Here is a 15,346-nt window from a genome sequence, read left to right on the forward strand (position 1 = left end):
TTCCGAAAGGCCCGCCACATGGCGGGCCTTTTTCGTTGATCGGGGTCAAGGACCGGACCCGCACAGGTGCGCTAGTCTCGGTATGATCGATGAGGGGAGACAGACATGACCGATCCATCGCCGACACCGACGCCCGTTCACCAGGTGCGCCGCTCGCAATCGCCCTTGACCAACGGCACATGGGTGCTTGTGGCCGATGGGCAGAAGGCGTTGTTCCTGGAAAACGTGGGTGACGCCGAGCTGCCGCTTCTGGAGGTCCGCCGCGAGGAGCACCATGACAATCCGGCAACCTCCGAACAGGGGACCGACCGGCCGGGGCGCCGTTCGGACGGCATGTCGGGCCACCGCTCCGCGATGGAGGAGACCGACTGGCACCGGCTGGAGGAGGAGCGTTTTGCCGAAGGCCTCGCCGAAATGCTCTATGTCCGCGCGCACCGGGGCCGTTTCTCTCGGCTGATCGTGGCGGCAGGCCCCCGTGTCCTCGGCGAGTTGCGCCGCGCGATGCACAAGGAGGTCGCGGACCGCGTGGTGGGCGAGGTGGCGCTGACGCTGACGAACCATCCCGTGGACGAGATGGCCCGGCGCATCGCCGCGGCACTGGTCCCGCCCGAGGCCGAGTGACCCGTCGGCGCGGCGCCCTGCCTTGACGCCGCGTCGCAATCGCCGCTTGATGACCGCGACGGACCTACTCGGAACCCCGCCGCAATGGAACTCACGCTAGCCTCGGCCCTTTCGACAGAAGGGCTCTTGGGCCATCTGGCCTATGTCGTCCTCGTGGCCTCGATGCTCATGCGCTCGCTCACGTGGCTGCGCATCCTCGTCATCGTCTCTGCGCTTCTGGCCATTTCCTATGGCTGGTTCATCATCCGCGACCCGGTGACCGTGATTTGGGAGACGATGCTGGTCCTCGTGAACGTCATACAGCTTGCGATCACGCATTGGCGCAATATCCGTGCGCGCTTCTCGGATGACGAGATGGGGCTCCTCTCGCGGCATTTTCCGGGGCTGACGCGGGGCGAGGCGCGAGGGCTTTTCGATGCGGGCGAATGGTCCGATCTGGCCGCCGGCGGCATTCTCGCGACCGAGGGCGCGGCGGTCGACCACCTGAGCTACCTCGCCCATGGCAGCGCGTCGGTCGAGGTTGGCGGCGTGCGGGTCTCGCTCTGCGGCGAGGGGGATTTCATCGGAGAGATGACCGCGTTGACCGGCCTGCCGGCCACGGCGACGGTCCGCGCAGACGGGGCCTGCCGCGTCTGGCGGATCGAGGCCGGCCGCCTGCGCGAGATTGTCCGGCGCCGCGACGCGCTCGAACGCGAAGTCGACGCCGCCTTTGCGCGGAACTACCGCGAGAAACTCCTGCAGATGAACGCGCTCGTGGCCGCGGGGCGGGTTCCGTCCTGAAACCGCGAAACGGCATCCGGAGGACAGCCGCATGAGCGAGGCCGCGAAAGGCGTGATCGCCATGGTGGTGGCCTGCACGATCTGGGGGCTGTCGCCGCTTTTCTACGCGCTCTTGTCCCACATTCCGCCGCTCGAGGTGCTGGCGCACCGCACGCTCTGGTCGCTGGTGGCCTTCGCGGGTCTTCTCGTCCTGCAGGGCCGGATCAGGCTTCTGCCGGCCGCGCTGAACACGCCGCGGCTGTTCCTGCTGACGGTGGCAGCGGCGGGGATGATCTCGATAAACTGGTTCCTGTTCATCTTCGCCGTGGGGGTCGGACGCACGGTGGAGGCGTCGCTCGGCTACTACATCTTCCCGCTCGTGGCCGTGGCCATCGGCGCGATCGTCCTGCGCGAGCCGCTGGGGACCGGGCAGAAGGTGGCGGTGGCCATCGCCGCGCTGGCGGTCCTCGTCCTGACGGTCGGCCTTGGCGCGGCGCCCTGGATCTCGCTGGTGCTGGCCACGACCTTCGGGCTTTACGGCCTTCTGAAACGATGGGTCCTGGCGGGGCCGGTCGTCTCGGTCACGGCGGAGGTCCTGGTCCTCATGCCGCTGTCGCTGGGCTACCTCGCGTGGGGGATCGCCGCCGGCAGTCTCTCGTTCGAGCCGCTCGACCTTGCGCTTTTCGTGGCTTCGGGACCGCTGACGGCGATGCCGCTGATCCTGTTCTCCTACGCCGCGAAACGGGCGGCGATGGCGACCGTGGGTCTGATCCAGTATCTCAATCCGACGCTGCAATTCGCCTGCGCCGTGATCGTCCTGAACGAGGTGGTGACGGGATGGCACATGATCGCCTTCCCGATGATCTGGGCCGCGCTCGCCGTCTATTCCTGGTCGACGCTCACCGCGCCGCGGAAAGAGAAGACTCCAGCGCCTCCATGAGGGCGGGGACGGTCGGCACCGACCGAAAATACCCCAGGAGGCTTTCCTCGGCGAAGCCCTGCGCCACGACATGGTCGAGCAGCGCGCGCATCGGCGCCCAGTAGCCCGCGGTATCGAGCAGGAACACGGGTTTCTGGTGCAGCCCGAGCTGGCGCCAGGTCAGCACCTCGAAGAATTCGTCGAGCGATCCCGCGCCGCCGGGCAGCATCACGATGGCGTCGGCGTTCATGAACATGACCTTCTTCCGCTCATGCATCGTCTCGGTGACGATGAAGGTCGTCAGGTCCCGCTTGCCCACCTCGAGGTTCAGAAGGTGGCCGGGGATCACACCGAAAGTTTCTCCTCCCGCCGCCTGCGCGGCGCGCGCCACGGCCCCCATCAGCCCCACGTCGCCCGCGCCGTAGACGAGGCGCAGGCCGGCATGGGCAAGTTCGGTGCCGAGCGCTGTCGCGTCGGCCATGTATTCGGGGTCCGCGCCGGTCCGCGAGCCGCAATAGACACATATGGATGAGGTCGGCATCGGGTCCCTTGCGCTTGGCCTGCTTTTCCGTCCTGATAGTCGCGAACAAGCGCCGGCTCAAGCCGCCCGGGGGACGGGCGAGGGACGGCGCACGACCCCGGTTCGGGGGGATGAACCCGGGAGGATGCCCATGAGGCTCGGTGCCGTTTTCGGCGAAAGCAAGGGGCCGCTGGCGATCGCGGCGCTTCTGGGCGTGGGCCTCGTTGCGGCCGTGCTCGGTTTCGTTCTGCTGCGCGGCGGCGAACCCGCGTCGGAAGAGGCCGCCGTGCCCCTTGCGTCCGCGCCGGAAATGGTTGCCCCAGAGACCGAAACCGGGGCAGAGGCCGAAGTAGAAGAACAGCCTGTCGCCGAGGCGCCCGCCGAGGCGGAAGCGGAGCCCATGGCGCCGCGGTTCGACCAGGTTCGGGTCGCGCCCGACGGCTCCACCGTGATCGCGGGCCGCGCCGAGCCGGGGGCGGAGATCTCGCTGCGTCTCGACGGCGCCGAAGTGGCGTCGACGCGGGCCGGTGGCGATGGGGCCTTCGCCTCGATCCTGACGCTGCGGCCCTCGCAGTCCCCGCGCATCCTCAGTCTTCTCGCCACGGACGGGGCGGGCGTCGAGATCCCCGGCGCGGACACCGTGATCGTCTCGCCCTTTGGCAGTCCGCCCGCCGCCGTGGCGGAAGCGGTCGAGCCCGCGCCGGCACAGGAAGCCGCTGAGGAGACGGACGTGGCCACCGCGCCGGAGGCAGAGCCGGCCGCAGGGGCCACTGACACCGCGCCAGGCGCGACGGAAACCGCCGAACTCGCCGAGGCCGCGCCAGAGGCGTCTGCGCCCGAGTTGACGGCGGAGGCGCCCGCGCAAACGGTCGCCGAGGGGACGGAGGTCCAGGACGAGGCCGTACCCGAGGCCACGGAGCCCGTCACCACGGTCGCCGAAGCGGATGCGGACGTTGCGGGACCCGACGCGGACGCCACGGCGGCCGATGTCGCGGAGGTCGCGCCGGAACCCGTAATCGTGGCCGAGCCGACCCCGCCCGCCGCCCCGCAGGCAGAGGTCGCGGATGCGCCCGAGATCGCCGTGGCGCAGGCGCCGTCGGTCGTGATCGCCGGCCCCGAGGGTCTGCGCGTCGTGCAGGGCGCTGGCGCCGCGCCAGACGGTGGCAGCCCCGGTGCGCCGCCCAGCGTCCAGACCGAGGTTCAGCTCGACGCCATCGCCTACAACACCGAGGGCGAGGTGATCCTGTCGGGGCGCGGCCCGGCGGATGGGCGGGTGCAGATCCTGCTCGACAATCGCGCGGTCGAACTGGGCGAGATCGGGCCGGGCGGCAACTGGTCGCTCGACCTGCCGGACGTGGACCCCGGAACCTACACGCTCAGCGTCGAACAGCTCTCGCCCGAGGGGGTGGTCGAGGCGCGGATCGACACGCCCTTCCTGCGCGAGGATCCCGCGCGGATCGCCGCCTCGCCGATGCAGGTCGATGTGGGGGTTTCCGTCATCACCGTGCAGCCGGGCTTCACGCTCTGGGGGATCGCCGAGGCGAATTTCGGGGAAGGCATCGCCTACGTCCAGATCTTCGAGGAGAACCGCGATCGCATCCGCGATCCCGACTGGATCTTCCCGGGCCAGATCTTCCGCCTGCCGGACCTCCCGCGTGCCGTCAACGAGGAGTGAGACGCAGGGTCGCGCGCCACTGGTCATCCCGGCGCGCGGGCCTTAGGTAGTGGCCGAGCCAGCAGTGCGAGGGCCGATGCCAGCCGATACGACCGCGACAGCAGGGACCAATGCCCCGCCCTCTCCCGCTCCCGAGACGGCCGCCGATGCCGTCGAGGCGGCCGAGCGTCGTTCGGGCCTGCGGACGATCCGCAAGGTCGCGCCCTATCTTTGGCCCGACGATCAGCCATGGGTGAAACAGCGCGTGGTCCTCGCGCTGATATTCCTCGCGATCGCCAAGGCGGTGACGATCGGCACGCCTTTCCTCTACAAGGCCGCGGTCGATGCGCTGGCGGGGGAAACCACGGGCTCGCCCGCCTGGCTTCTGGGCATGGGCGCGGTCGGGATCACGGTGGCCTACGGCGTTGCGCGCGCGGCCAGCGTCGGGTTCAACCAGCTCCGCGATGCGGTCTTCGCGCGGGTGGCGCAGCGGGCGCTGCGGCAACTCGCGCTCGAGACCTTCCGGCATATCCACGCTCTCAGCCTGCGCTACCACATCACGCGCAAGACGGGCGGGCTGTCCCGCATCATCGAGCGCGGCGTGAAGGGGGTGGAGTTCCTCCTGCGGTTCCTGCTCTTCTCCGTCGGTCCGCTGATCCTGGAACTGGCGCTGACGGGGATCGTCCTGGCATGGGCCTTCGATCTCAGCTACCTGCTCGTCCTCGTGATCACCATCGCGCTCTATATCTGGTTCACCTTCGCGGTGACGGAGTGGCGGGTGAAGATCCGCCGCGAGATGAACGCGCAGGACACCGACGCCAACCAGAAGGCCGTCGACAGCCTCCTCAACTTCGAGACGGTCAAGTATTTCGGGGCCGAGTCCCGCGAGGCAGACCGCTATGACCGCGCCATGGAAGGCTACGAGGCCGCCGCGATCAAGACCGGCGTGTCTCTGGCCGCGCTGAACTTCGGCCAGTCGCTGATCATCACGACTGGGCTGGTCATCGTCATGGTCATGGCCGCGATCGGCGTGAACGCGGGCGAGTTGACGGTGGGCGACTTCGTCATGGTCAACGCCTTCATGATCCAGATCACCATGCCGCTGAACTTCCTCGGCACGGTCTACCGGGAGATCCGGCAGGCGCTGGTGGACATGGGCGAAATGTTCGACCTGCTCGAACAGCCGCAGGAGGTCGCCGACCGGCCCGGCGCGCCCGCGCTGGAGGTCACCGGCGGCGAGGTGGTGTTCGAGGACGTCCGCTTCGCCTATGACGCCGCGCGTCCCATCCTCAAGGGCGTTTCGTTCCGCGTCGCGCCCGGCGAGACGCTGGCGCTGGTGGGGCCATCGGGCTCGGGCAAATCGACCATCGGACGGCTGCTGTTCCGCTTCTATGACGTCACGGGCGGGGCGATCCGCATCGACGGGCAGGACCTCCGGGAGATCACGCAAGAAAGCCTGCACGCGCAGATCGGCGTGGTGCCGCAGGATACCGTGCTCTTCAACGACACGATCCGCTACAACATCGCCTATGGCCGCCCCGAGGCCGGCGAGGCCGAGGTCGAGGCCGCCGCGCGGGCGGCGAAGATCCACGATTTCATCCTCGGCCTGCCGGACGGCTATGACACGACGGTGGGCGAGCGCGGGCTCAAGCTTTCGGGCGGCGAGAAGCAGCGCGTGGGCATCGCGCGCACGCTCCTGAAGGACCCGCCGATCCTGCTTCTGGACGAGGCGACGAGCGCCCTCGACACCGAAACGGAACGCTCGATCCAGTCGGAGCTGAAGATGATGGGGCAGGGCCGTTCGGTCATAACCATCGCGCACCGGCTTTCGACCATCGTGGACAGCGACCGCATTCTCGTGCTGGAGGCGGGCGAGGTCGTGGAGAGCGGAACCCACGACGAACTTCTGGCGCGCGGCGGGCGCTATGCCTCGCTCTGGGCGCGGCAGAGCGCGGGCGAGGACCTGGACCGGTAGCGGCGCCCTTGCCGCCGGTCAGCCGACGAGTTTCTTCTGCACCGCGAAGGGGCTGAGGCCGAGCCAGCTCTGCATCCTTGCGGCGATCTCGCGGGAGCCGTTGAACTCGAACTTGTCGCGCTCGGCCTCCACGTCGGTCACACCCATCCAGATCGCCGTCATAGTCCCGAGGTCGGTGGTGACGTAGAGATCCACCTCGAAACCCGGATCGGCCCAGCACAGGTCGACCTCTCCGTCGGGCTCCACCACCACCCACCAGTCGCGTTTCGTCGACGGGAGGTCGTGGTACAGGAACTGTATCACCGTGCGCCGTTTCGGAAGCGGATCGGGGTTGAGGTTGCGCCGCATGTCCCACATCAGGAGGGACGGGTCGAGGTTCTTCAGCGACAGCGAGGACTCGATCCACTTCTGCCCCCACATGCCCATCGCCATGATGACCTCGCGCAGGTCCTGGCCGGCCGGTGTCAGGTGGTACTCCAACACGCCGCGTTCGGAGGCCACCGGTTTTCTTTCCACGATTCCCGCCTGTTCGAGGTCCTTCAGGCGCTGCGACAGCAGCGTGGGCGACATCTTCGGCACCCCGCGCCGGAGGTCGTTGAACCGCGTGGAACCGGCGACGAACTCTCGCAGAAGCACCATGGTCCAACGTGTGCAAAGCACCTCGGCGGCCATGGCGAGCGGACAGAACTGCTTGTAACCGTGGTTTGTCATGGTCCCACCTCCCATGGGTGGCGCCAGTCTAGCGGGGCGTCACCTTGCCGCTAGTCCAGAAACTGTACCGGCCGCTCCAGTCCCGTGACTGGAGGCGCGGTGCCATCCCCGGGCAAGGTCGGTCCCGACGGCGCGGCCAATCCGGTCGGCCGGACAAGGAGGATGCCATGAGCGTTTATCTTATCGCGGATATCGAGATCACCGATGACGGCTGGGTGCCGGGCTATGCGAGCGAGGCCCACAAGATCGTCGAGCGGCATGGTGGCCGCTACCTGTCGCGCAGCGGCAACATCGCGACGCTGGAAGGCAAGGGCCCGGACAGCACGCTGATCGCCATCATCGAATTCCCCACGCGCGCGGCGCTCGACGGTTTCGTTGCCGATCCCGACTATGCGCCCCATGCCAGGGCACGTCAGGCCGGGGCGATCTCGGTCTTCCGGGTCATAGACGACACGGATCTGGCGGGGACGATTTCCTACCTGAAGGCGGGCTGATCCCCGGGGCGGGCGGCGGGCTCCGTCCCCGGCGCCCGTCACCGTCGCTCTGGCCTGCCTACTCGGCCGCCCTCAGGGGCGGCTTGGGGCTGTCCTGCTCGGGGGCCTCGTCCGGCGCTTGCCCGGGCTCGTCGGTTCCGGCCGTATCCGCTTCCGGGGCAGGCACGGCCGTCCCCGTCTCCGCCGCATCCGGGTCGGCGTCCGCTTGGTCCGCAGGCGCGGGGTCCACTGGCGCGGGGTCCGCCGGTCGGGGATCCTCGTCCCAGAAGATCACCGGGTCGCGGGTCTGGCGCGCGGCGCGGGCCAGCGCCCAGTCCTGCGCCGTCTGGCTCGCCCGGGTTGTCCCCATGCGCGCGAGGCCGCGGCCGATCCAGCCGACGATGGTTGCCGACCACACCCGAAGCGCCAGAAGCGACGGCGTGAAGACCAGCGTCAGAACGGTTGCGATCCCGAGGCCGAAGACGACCGCAGTCGCCAGCTGCTTCCACCAAAGTGCCGTGGGGCTGTCGATGGTGTAGCCGCCATTGGCGAAGTCGAGCGAGATGCCGAACATCATGGGCGCGAGGCCCGCCATCGTCGTGATCGTCGTCAGGAGAACGGGCCGGATCCGCGCCTCGGCGGTCCGCGTGATCGCCTCCAGCCGCGGCATGTAGCGGGCGTATTCCTGGTAGGTGTCGATCAGGACGATGTTGTTGTTCACCACGATCCCGGCCAGCGCGACGATCCCCGTCCCGGTCATGATGATCGAGAAGGTCTGATCCATCACCAGCATGCCGATGAGGACACCGGTGGTGGACAGAACCACGGCCAGAAGTACGAGAACCGCGTTGTAGATCGAGTTGAACTGCGCCAGCAGGATGATGAACATCAGCCCCAGCGCCGCCGCGAAGGCCTGGCTGAGGAAGGCCTGGCTCTCGGCCTGGTCGGCCTGGTCGCCGGACCATTCCCAGTTGACGCCCGCCGGGAAGGGCGAGGTCGTTTCGATCCACTCGGTGATGGCCTCGATCCGCTCGTTCGGCGTGACCGCGACCAGCGCCAGGTCGCCGGAGGTCAGACCGGCCTCGACGGCCGCGGCATCGGTTCCGCCATAGAGCGTGTAGACCTGCCAGCCGGTTTCACCCACGGTGAAGTCCGCCTCGCCGGTCACCGTCGGCTCGGCGGTATCGAGCAGCATGGCCACCGCTTCGCCCTCGGCGTCATTCACGCGGAACAGGCCCGCGCGGGTGTTGGCCTTCACCTCGAAGATGCGGCGCTGGTCGACGCGGTTGATCTCGGCCAGTTGCGGCTGCGCACTGTAGCTGACGAAGTTCGACAGCGGCACGAGCCCGTCGCGGGTGCGCACGCGCAAGGTGTCGAGTGTCGAGAGAACGCGCGCTTCCTCGGGAAAGCGGACGCGGATCTCGATTTCCTCGTCGGAAGTCGGAACGCGCATCGTGTCGAGCAGGATCCCGCGCGTGACAAGTTGCACCATCGCGCCCACGGTAGCCACGTCCGCGCCGAAGCGCCCCGCGGCCTCGACGTCGACGTCGATCTGCCAGTCGATACCCGGCAGGGGCAGCGTGTCCTCGACGAGGATCAGGCCGTCCAAGTCGTCGAAGTAGGCCCTGGCGGTGTCGGTGGCCGTGCGAAGCGCCTCCCAGTCATCGCTGGACAGTCTGAGGCTGACGGGTTTCGCGTCGCCCGGACCCTGCGATTGTTCGAAGATCTCGGTCTCGATTCCGGGCAGCGTGTCGAGGCGGGCCTGCAACGCGTCGAGGATCGAGTTGCCGTCGGGCCGCTCGCCCCACGGCGCGAGATCGACCTGGATCTGGCCGATCGTGTCGCCCGGCGCGCTGACGCCGCCGGTGTTGTTGTTGAGGCCGCCGTCGCCGGCGAAGGCGAAGATGTCCCGGATACCCTCCTGCTGGAGGACGATGGCCTCGGCCTGCCGCACCAGTGCGTCCTGCTCCTCGATGGAGAGGTTGCCGCGCGCACGGACGTAGACGATGGCCTGTTCCGGCTCGGTCTCGACGAAGAATTCCACGCCGTTGTTGTTGGCGCCGAAATAGCTGAAGACCGTGACCACGAAGACAGCGACGGCGGCGATCGTGACGAGCGGCATCACCGGGTTGCCGACGATGGCGTGGATGAACCAGCCGAAGACGGTCCGCCGATAGCCCGCGCGGATCGTGCGCTGGCGCCGGGCGAACTGCAGCGTTCCCATCACCACCGACATCGCCGCGGCGCAGACCACGAACAGAAGCGCGCCGGGCAGCATCGCCAGCATCGGCGCCGTGCCCGCGGGCGGCGCGGGGAAGAGGGCGCCTGGATTGATCGTCTGCATCGCGGCCATGAACATCAGCCATGCCAGACCGGCGGCAAGGACGATCCGCGCGATGGTCCACGGCACCACCGCGCTCAGCATGGCCGCCGCGCGATCCACCTGCCGGGTGAAGCGCGCCGCCACGCCGCCGAGAACCGGCAGGTAGATGAGTGCAACGATCAGCGAGGCGGAGAGCACGAAGATGAGCGTGACCGGCAGCATCCCCATGAACTCGCCCGCGACACCGGGCCAGAACAGCATTGGCAGGAACGCGCAGAGCGTCGTTGCGGTCGAAGAGACGACGGGCCAGAACATCCGCTTGGCGGCGTCGGTGTAGGCCTGCATCGGCCGCGCGCCCTCGCTCAGGCGCTTGTCGGCGTATTCCACGACGACGATGGCCCCGTCGACGAGCATCCCCACCGCGAGGATGAGGCCGAACATCACGATGTTCGAGATCGCGACGCCCATGATGCCGAGGAGGATGAAGCACAGAAGGAACGACGTCGGGATCGCGAAGCCCACGAGCATCGCCGAGCGCGTTCCGAGCGAGGCGAGCACCACGATCATGACGAGCGCGATGGCGGTCAGGACCGAGCTTTCGAGCTGGGTGACCATGCTGTCGACGCCGACCGACTGGTCGAGCGTGGTGTCCACCCGCACCGCTTCCTGCAACTCCGCCGGCCAGGTGGCGCGTACCTGCTCGACGGTCTCGCGGACCAGGGCGGCGGTGTCGATCACGTTGAACCCTTGCCGCTTCACGACCTGGAGCGCGATCGTCGGCTCGCCGTTGAAGCGCGCCGTGCCCGCGCGGTCCTGGTAGGTCAGGCGGATCTCGGCAAGCTCGCCCAGCGTCACCACCCTGTCGCCGTTCACCGTGATGGGGAGGTTGTAGACATCCTCGGCCGTGTCGAAACTCGACGGGATCTTGATCGCGATCGAGCCGCTCGCGGTCTCGACCTCGCCCGCCGCGATCAACTGGTTGTTGTTGACGACCGCGTTGATGAGGTCGGCGGCGGTGACGTCGTAGGCCTCGAGCGCGAGGGGGTCGAGGATGACCTCGAGCATCTCGTCGCGCGTGCCGGCAAGCCCGGCCTCGAGGACCGGCGACAGGGCTTCGAGGGCCGTCTGCATCTCGTTGGCCAGCCGGATCAGCGTGCGTTCGGGCGCCGCGCCCGACAGCGCCACGACGATGATCGGGAACTCGGAGAAGTTGATTTCCGAGATCTGCCAGCTTTCGGCCCCCTCGGGGAATTCGGCCTCGGCGCGGCCCATCGCGTCGCGGACGTCGGCGATGGTCGCCGACTTGTCCCAGCCGAACTCGAATTCGAGGAACAGTCCCGCGAACCCCTCCGAGGCGGTCGCGGTGATCGTCGTCAGGCCGTCGAGGTCCTGGAACTCCGATTCCATCGGCCGGATCAGAAGGCGCTCGCTGTCCTCGGCGGAGATGCCGGGGAAGGGGACCGAGACGAAAAGGCCCGGGATGTCGATGTCCGGCTCGCCTTCCTTCGGCAGGCCGACATAGGCCGCGGCACCCACGGTGAGCGACAGGATCACAAAGGCGACGACCATTCGCGCCCGGCTGGCGGCCCAGTCGATCACGCCGATCATTGCGTCAGCTCCTCGTAGGTGACCCTGACCTCGACGCCGTCGGTGACGAATTCCTGGCCCACCGTGATGACGTCGGCCACCTCGGGCAGGCCGGTCAGCCAGACACCCCGGACCGTGTCGCGCAGCATCCGCACCGGCACGAAGCGCACGACGCCCTCCTCGACGATGCGCACGCCGAGCTGCCCGTTATCGTTCAGCGTCATGGCGGAGGTTGGCAGAAGATGCGCGGGCGTCCCCTCGCTCTGGACGAGGATATCGGCGGTCTGTCCGTCGCGGATCGCCATGTCGGGGTTCGGCACGGTGATCTCGACGCGGAAGGTCCGCGTGCTCTCGTCGGCGGAGCGGCTGAGGAACGTGACCTCCCCCATGACCTCGCGGCCGGAGGCGAGCCTTGCGCCGGCCGCCGCACCAAGGGCGACGCGATCGACCTGCGCCTCGGGCACGAAGCCCACGAGCTTGATCGGGTCGAGCTGGATGATCGTCGCGCAGAGCGCGCCGGGCTGCATCAGCGTGCCGAGTTCGGCCGTGTCGCTCTCGAGGTGGCCGGAGAACGGCGCCACGATCGTCAGGCGCGCGATCTCCTCCTGCGCGCGGGTCACTGCCGCCTCGGCCGAGCGGATGCCCGACTGTGCCTGCGCGACACCCGCGGTCGCGGATTGGATGTTGGCGAGCGCGCCCTCGCGCGTGGCCTCGGCGCTTGCGGCCCGGGTCTCGGAGGCGAACCCGGACTCGCTCAGCCGCGAGGCGGCATTGGCATCAATTTCGGCGGCCGTCAGCTGCGCGCGCGCGCCGGCAAGCTGGGCCTCCGCCTCGGGCAGGCGGGCGCGCGCGGTGTCGAGCGCCGCTTCGGCCTCCTCCAGCGCGCTCAGGCGCGTCCCCGGATCGATCTCGCACAGGATGGTGCCCTCCTCGACGAAGGCGCCGGCGCGGATCGGGTCGGAGATGATGCGCCCCGAGGTCTCGGAGGCGACGCTCACCTGGCGCAGCGCCTCGGTCCGGCCGCGGAGCAGGACGGCGTTCTCGGCGATCTGGGCCTCGGAGCGGCGCGCGGTGACGTGCACGCGCGTATCGCTGTCCGGAATGGTTTCGGCCACCTGTTCGGTATCGGGCGCGACGGCCGCCGCGCCGTCCGTGTCCGCCTCGGACGTCTCGGAACCGAAGCCGCCGGCAAACCGCACAAGGGTGTCGCGATCAAGGATAACGAAGTACAGGGCGACGCATACAAGCGCCGCGATGATCAGCGGAAAGGGTTTCATGCCTGTCTTTCTGGCGGGACGGCCGGTGCCGTACCGTCGCTACACGGTTTGACGTCCTGGGTGGTACGCTGAACGGACCAGTTCAGATTAGTTTCTTCGTGCTGCACGTGCAAGACTGAACCGGACGGTTCAGTTCCGTCCGGAGAGCCGCGCGGTGCTTGCAGCCGGGGCGTCCGCCGCGCTAAGAGCGGCTCGACACGCGAGAGCGGGGCGGGGGCCGGTCGGGCCGCCCCCCATGGGAGGGCAGGCATGGCCAATACAGACAGTTTCATCGACGAGGTGACCGAAGAGGTTCGCCGCGACCGTCTGTTCGCCTTCTTCCGCAAGTGGGCCTGGCTAGCCGTCCTGATCGTCGTCGTCCTGGTCGGTGGGGCGGGTTTTCTCGAATATCGCCGCGCGCAAGCGGTGGCGACCTCCCAGGCCTTCGGTGACGCGGTGATCGCGGCGCTCGATCAGGCCGATTCCGCCGCAAGGATCTCCGCGCTCGAAGCGGTCGATCCCCCGGGCGCGGCGGGCGAGGTTCTCCTGGCCCTTCTGGCCGCCGGCGAGGCGGCAGAGGACGAGGATCGCGTGGCGGCGGCAGCGCGGCTTCGCGCGGCGGCTGAGGCGCCTGACCTGCCGGTCCGCTACCGGCATCTCGCGCTTCTCAAGGCACATCTGCTCGACCAGGGCGATCCGGCCGAGGCGCGCCTCGTTCTCGGCGTCCTGGCCGAGCCCGGCGCGCCCTATGCCGCCCTTGCCGAGGAACAGCTTGCGCTGCTCGACATTTCGGAGGGCGATCTCGAGGCCGGGATCGAGCGTCTGCGTCGGCTTGAAATCGCCGCCGAGGCCACGCCCGGGTTGCAACAGCGCGCCGGTCAGTTGATTGTGGCGCTGGAAAGCGGTGCGGCGCTGGTCGACACGGCGCCCGAACCCGTGGCCGAACCGGACGCAGGTCCGGTCGACCCGGCGGACGCACTTGGCGGTGATGGCGCGCTTCTGCCGCCGACCGACGGGGACGCCGCCGACGGTGCGGTGGAGGACGGGACCGCGGCCGAAGCCGGCACCGGCGACGGCGAAGAGGGGGCGGAGGCGCCCGCGGATCAATGACCGGACGGAATTTCCGGACGGAGACGGTAAGGGAAGGGCGCACGCGATGAGCCTTGGCGAGACGCTCGGAAACAGCGGAATGCGCATCACGGACAGGCCGCGCCGGGGAGCCCTCGGGCTGGCTCTGGCGCTGGCTTCGGTGACGGTGCTGGCGGGCTGCGGCAACCGCGAAGTGATCCTTCCCGGTGAGCGCTTCGGCACGCGCGTGCCGTTGGTGGAAACGCTGAGCGGCGGCGCATCGGCGGGGGCGGAAGAACAGGTGGACGCGGCCCGCGCCATCAACCTCCCCGCGGCGAGCACCTATGCCAGCTGGACGCAGCGCGGCTTCGACGCGCAGAACCGGACGCCCCATGCCGCGCTGTCCGCGTCGCCGACGCAGGTCTGGTCCGCCAATATCGGGCAGGGCAACAGCCGCCGCAATCGCATCACCGCCGACCCCGTCGCAGGCAGCGGCGCGGTCTTCACGCTCGACGCCTCGGCGGGCGTCAGGGCGCATTCGATCTCGTCGGGCGGCCTGCTCTGGTCCGCCGACCTGACGGCAGGGTTCGACCGGGGCGGCAACGTCTCGGGCGGCGGCCTCTCTCTCGATGGCGACACGCTCTACGCGACCACCGGCTACGGTGAGCTTGTGGCGCTCGATGCCTCGTCCGGCGCCGTGCGCTGGCGCCAGCGCCTCGGTGCGGGCCTGGGCACGCCGACCGTGTCCGGCAACAGCGTCTTCGTCGTCAGCCGCGACAACCGCGCCTGGGCCATCAGCACCGATGTCGGGCGCATCCAGTGGGAACTGCCCTCCGCTCCGGCGCAGGCGCTGCGCGCAGGCGGCGCGGCCCCGGCCGTCGCCGACGGCACTGTGATCTTCCCCTATGGCTCGGGCGAACTGGTGGCCGCGCGGCGTGACACCGGCGTGCGGACCTGGGCCACGGCGGTTGCCGGGGGGCGGCTCGGCGTCGCCTATTCCAACATTTCCGACATCACCGGCGACCCGGTCGTGGCCGGCGGGACCGTCTATGCGGGGAACCAGTCGGGCCGCGTCGTCGCGCTGAGTGCCGCGACGGGCGAACGGCGCTGGACCGCGACCGAAGGCGCCTACTCCCCGGTCCTCGTGGCAGGCGGCAGCCTTTTCTTCGTCTCCGACCGGAACGAGCTGATCCGGCTCGACGCCGAGACGGGTGATCGCATCTGGGGCACCGAGCTTCCGCTTTACGTCCGCGAGCGCGAGCGGCGCCGGCGCGCCGTCTTCACCCATTACGGGCCGATCCTTGCGGGCGGCCGTCTTGTCGTCGCCTCGGGCGACAACCAGATCCGCTTCTTCGATCCGGTGGGCGGCAACCTCGTCGGCTCGGTCAACCTGAGGGGCGGCGCGGCCTCGCATCCCATCGTCGTCAACAATACGCTGATGGTGGTGACGGGCGACGGACGGCTCGTGGCCTACCGCTGA

The 15,346-nt window shown here is 69.0% G+C and carries 12 protein-coding genes; 8 read left to right on the forward strand and 4 right to left on the reverse strand.

Going from position 1 to position 15,346, the window contains the following annotated elements; translation table 11 throughout:
• Nucleotides 1–105: 105 nt before the first annotated feature.
• From N8I71_RS03290 to rarD, 3 genes are all read left to right on the forward strand, one after another.
• Nucleotides 106–621 carry a host attachment family protein gene (locus N8I71_RS03290; protein ID WP_262876501.1) on the forward strand — a complete coding sequence of 172 codons (516 nt, stop codon included), beginning with the start codon at nt 106–108 and terminating at the stop codon, nt 619–621.
• Nucleotides 622–705: 84 nt separating this feature from the next.
• Nucleotides 706–1,401, forward strand: coding sequence for a cyclic nucleotide-binding domain-containing protein (locus tag N8I71_RS03295; RefSeq protein ID WP_262876502.1), 696 nt, complete (start codon nt 706–708; stop codon nt 1,399–1,401).
• A gap of 31 nt (nt 1,402–1,432) precedes the next feature.
• The gene (rarD, locus tag N8I71_RS03300; RefSeq protein ID WP_262876503.1) at nt 1,433–2,320 is read left to right on the forward strand and encodes an EamA family transporter RarD; all 888 of its coding nucleotides are present in this window, start codon (nt 1,433–1,435) and stop codon (nt 2,318–2,320) included.
• On the opposite strand, the gene N8I71_RS03305 is transcribed toward rarD, so the two are convergent.
• Nucleotides 2,280–2,840, reverse strand: coding sequence for an LOG family protein (locus tag N8I71_RS03305; protein ID WP_262876504.1), 561 nt, complete (start codon nt 2,838–2,840; stop codon nt 2,280–2,282). The genes rarD and N8I71_RS03305 overlap by 41 nt on opposite strands.
• Before the next feature lie 130 nt (nt 2,841–2,970).
• Here N8I71_RS03305 and N8I71_RS03310 point away from each other — a divergent pair, with 130 nt between their 5' ends.
• Both N8I71_RS03310 and N8I71_RS03315 read left to right on the forward strand, forming a co-directional pair.
• Complete coding sequence (locus N8I71_RS03310; protein ID WP_262876505.1) at nt 2,971–4,494, forward strand: LysM peptidoglycan-binding domain-containing protein; 1,524 nt, start codon at nt 2,971–2,973, stop codon at nt 4,492–4,494.
• 76 nt (nt 4,495–4,570) lie between these two features.
• A complete protein-coding gene (locus N8I71_RS03315; protein WP_262876506.1) occupies nt 4,571–6,448 on the forward strand; it encodes an ABCB family ABC transporter ATP-binding protein/permease in 1,878 nt (625 codons plus the stop codon).
• A gap of 18 nt (nt 6,449–6,466) precedes the next feature.
• Here the strand turns inward: N8I71_RS03315 and N8I71_RS03320 are convergent, their stop codons facing one another.
• The gene (locus tag N8I71_RS03320; protein WP_262876507.1) at nt 6,467–7,159 is read right to left on the reverse strand and encodes a winged helix-turn-helix transcriptional regulator; all 693 of its coding nucleotides are present in this window, start codon (nt 7,157–7,159) and stop codon (nt 6,467–6,469) included.
• A 167-nt stretch (nt 7,160–7,326) separates the two neighbouring features.
• Between N8I71_RS03320 and N8I71_RS03325 the strand changes: the two genes are divergently transcribed.
• Complete coding sequence (locus N8I71_RS03325; protein WP_262876508.1) at nt 7,327–7,653, forward strand: DUF1330 domain-containing protein; 327 nt, start codon at nt 7,327–7,329, stop codon at nt 7,651–7,653.
• 58 nt (nt 7,654–7,711) lie between these two features.
• Here N8I71_RS03325 and N8I71_RS03330 read toward each other — a convergent pair whose 3' ends face one another.
• Both N8I71_RS03330 and N8I71_RS03335 read right to left on the reverse strand, forming a co-directional pair.
• The gene (locus N8I71_RS03330) at nt 7,712–11,563 is read right to left on the reverse strand and encodes an efflux RND transporter permease subunit (protein WP_262876509.1); all 3,852 of its coding nucleotides are present in this window, start codon (nt 11,561–11,563) and stop codon (nt 7,712–7,714) included.
• Entirely contained in the window at nt 11,560–12,819 is a 1,260-nt protein-coding gene (locus N8I71_RS03335; protein ID WP_262876510.1) for an efflux RND transporter periplasmic adaptor subunit, read from the reverse strand. The genes N8I71_RS03330 and N8I71_RS03335 overlap by 4 nt, the downstream gene beginning before the upstream one ends.
• 249 nt (nt 12,820–13,068) lie before the next feature.
• On the opposite strand from N8I71_RS03335, the gene N8I71_RS03340 reads away from it, so the two are divergent.
• Both N8I71_RS03340 and N8I71_RS03345 read left to right on the forward strand, forming a co-directional pair.
• Complete coding sequence (locus tag N8I71_RS03340; RefSeq protein ID WP_262876511.1) at nt 13,069–13,908, forward strand: hypothetical protein; 840 nt, start codon at nt 13,069–13,071, stop codon at nt 13,906–13,908.
• A gap of 46 nt (nt 13,909–13,954) precedes the next feature.
• Entirely contained in the window at nt 13,955–15,346 is a 1,392-nt protein-coding gene (locus tag N8I71_RS03345) for an outer membrane protein assembly factor BamB family protein (RefSeq protein ID WP_262876512.1), read from the forward strand.

The organism is Roseicyclus sediminis (assembly GCF_025515305.1).
Lineage (GTDB): Bacteria > Pseudomonadota > Alphaproteobacteria > Rhodobacterales > Rhodobacteraceae > Roseibacterium > Roseibacterium sediminis.

Bases quoted from the DNA above. Each gene is read 5' to 3' on its own strand.
- N8I71_RS03315 (WP_262876506.1), top strand. From the start codon at position 4,571: ATGCCAGCCGATACGACCGCGACAGCAGGGACCAATGCCCCGCCCTCT.
- N8I71_RS03330 (WP_262876509.1), bottom strand. From the start codon at position 11,563: ATGATCGGCGTGATCGACTGGGCCGCCAGCCGGGCGCGAATGGTCGTC.
- N8I71_RS03335 (WP_262876510.1), bottom strand. From the start codon at position 12,819: ATGAAACCCTTTCCGCTGATCATCGCGGCGCTTGTATGCGTCGCCCTG.
- N8I71_RS03305 (WP_262876504.1), bottom strand. From the start codon at position 2,840: ATGCCGACCTCATCCATATGTGTCTATTGCGGCTCGCGGACCGGCGCG.
- N8I71_RS03320 (WP_262876507.1), bottom strand. From the start codon at position 7,159: ATGACAAACCACGGTTACAAGCAGTTCTGTCCGCTCGCCATGGCCGCC.
- rarD (WP_262876503.1), top strand. From the start codon at position 1,433: ATGAGCGAGGCCGCGAAAGGCGTGATCGCCATGGTGGTGGCCTGCACG.
- N8I71_RS03345 (WP_262876512.1), top strand. From the start codon at position 13,955: ATGAGCCTTGGCGAGACGCTCGGAAACAGCGGAATGCGCATCACGGAC.
- N8I71_RS03340 (WP_262876511.1), top strand. From the start codon at position 13,069: ATGGCCAATACAGACAGTTTCATCGACGAGGTGACCGAAGAGGTTCGC.
- N8I71_RS03290 (WP_262876501.1), top strand. From the start codon at position 106: ATGACCGATCCATCGCCGACACCGACGCCCGTTCACCAGGTGCGCCGC.
- N8I71_RS03295 (WP_262876502.1), top strand. From the start codon at position 706: ATGGAACTCACGCTAGCCTCGGCCCTTTCGACAGAAGGGCTCTTGGGC.
- N8I71_RS03325 (WP_262876508.1), top strand. From the start codon at position 7,327: ATGAGCGTTTATCTTATCGCGGATATCGAGATCACCGATGACGGCTGG.
- N8I71_RS03310 (WP_262876505.1), top strand. From the start codon at position 2,971: ATGAGGCTCGGTGCCGTTTTCGGCGAAAGCAAGGGGCCGCTGGCGATC.